Source organism: Neisseria sp. P0021.S005, from assembly GCF_051956955.1.
In genome coordinates, this window is sequence record NZ_JBQCWY010000825.1 from 1 (window position 1) to 827 (window position 827).

General features: G+C 50.5%; 1 protein-coding gene. It reads right to left on the reverse strand.

Going from position 1 to position 827, the window contains the following annotated elements; translation table 11 throughout:
- Positions 1-7: 7 nt before the first annotated feature.
- The gene (locus ACTHUE_RS19565; RefSeq protein WP_070695298.1) at positions 8-814 is read right to left on the reverse strand and encodes a DNA ligase; all 807 of its coding nucleotides are present in this window, start codon (positions 812-814) and stop codon (positions 8-10) included.
- Positions 815-827 lie beyond the last annotated feature (13 nt).

Genomic DNA, 827 nt, shown 5'->3' on the forward strand with positions numbered 1-827 from the left:
ATTTGTTTTATCGATCCGAGCGCACCCTGACAAATGTTGCAAATTTCGGCGTTCCCTTTTGCGTAAAACCACGATAACGGTAAGTAATCAGCGCACCGATTTTCGGCGGATGGTCGCGGTCTTTATCCTTAAAACCGCTGCCGATACGAAACTCGCCATATTGGTTTTTGCATCCTACCGCACCCAAACGCCCGACATTTCGCCCTTTGCCCTCATAATGACGCGTCACTGTACATTCATCATCATATTCACTTTTCAGCTTCAACAGCTGCCCATTTCTACCGCTTGCATAACGGGCTTCAGGTTGACGCAGCATCACACCTTCCCCACCCAGCGCTTCGACTTGTTTCAAAAAATCCAAAGCATGCTGTTTGTCGCGCACCTTGACTTGCGGAATAACCGTAAACCGTGCCGACGGGTGTGATTTCAGCCATTTCGAAGCCGTTTCCAGCCGCTGATACAGATTGCCCTGCGCCTGCGGCACATCAAAAACATGCAAACGGATGCCGTCCCAATTTCCCGAGGCAGAACGCACCGTCGCGGAAATTTGCTCAAACCGCCCTCGTCCGCTGTACAACTCGCCATCCATCGGAAACGGCGGAAAACCTGCTGTAAAACCTTTGGGCGGTGTAAACGCATAGCCCTGACGACTGACCAGCTGCCTGCCGTCCCAATACGCGCGTACGCCATCCAACTTTTCACTCATGGCCCAACCGGCAATATCTTGATTTTTATATTCCTGCGCCAACAACAAATCTGCACCAAACGCCGCAGAGATGAAAGAAGCCGCAAAAATCGGTATCATGGTTCGCATTACATTATTCATA

Coding starts and splice junctions, on each gene's coding strand:
- ACTHUE_RS19565 (WP_070695298.1), bottom strand. CDS start 814: ATGCGAACCATGATACCGATTTTTGCGGCTTCTTTCATCTCTGCGGCG.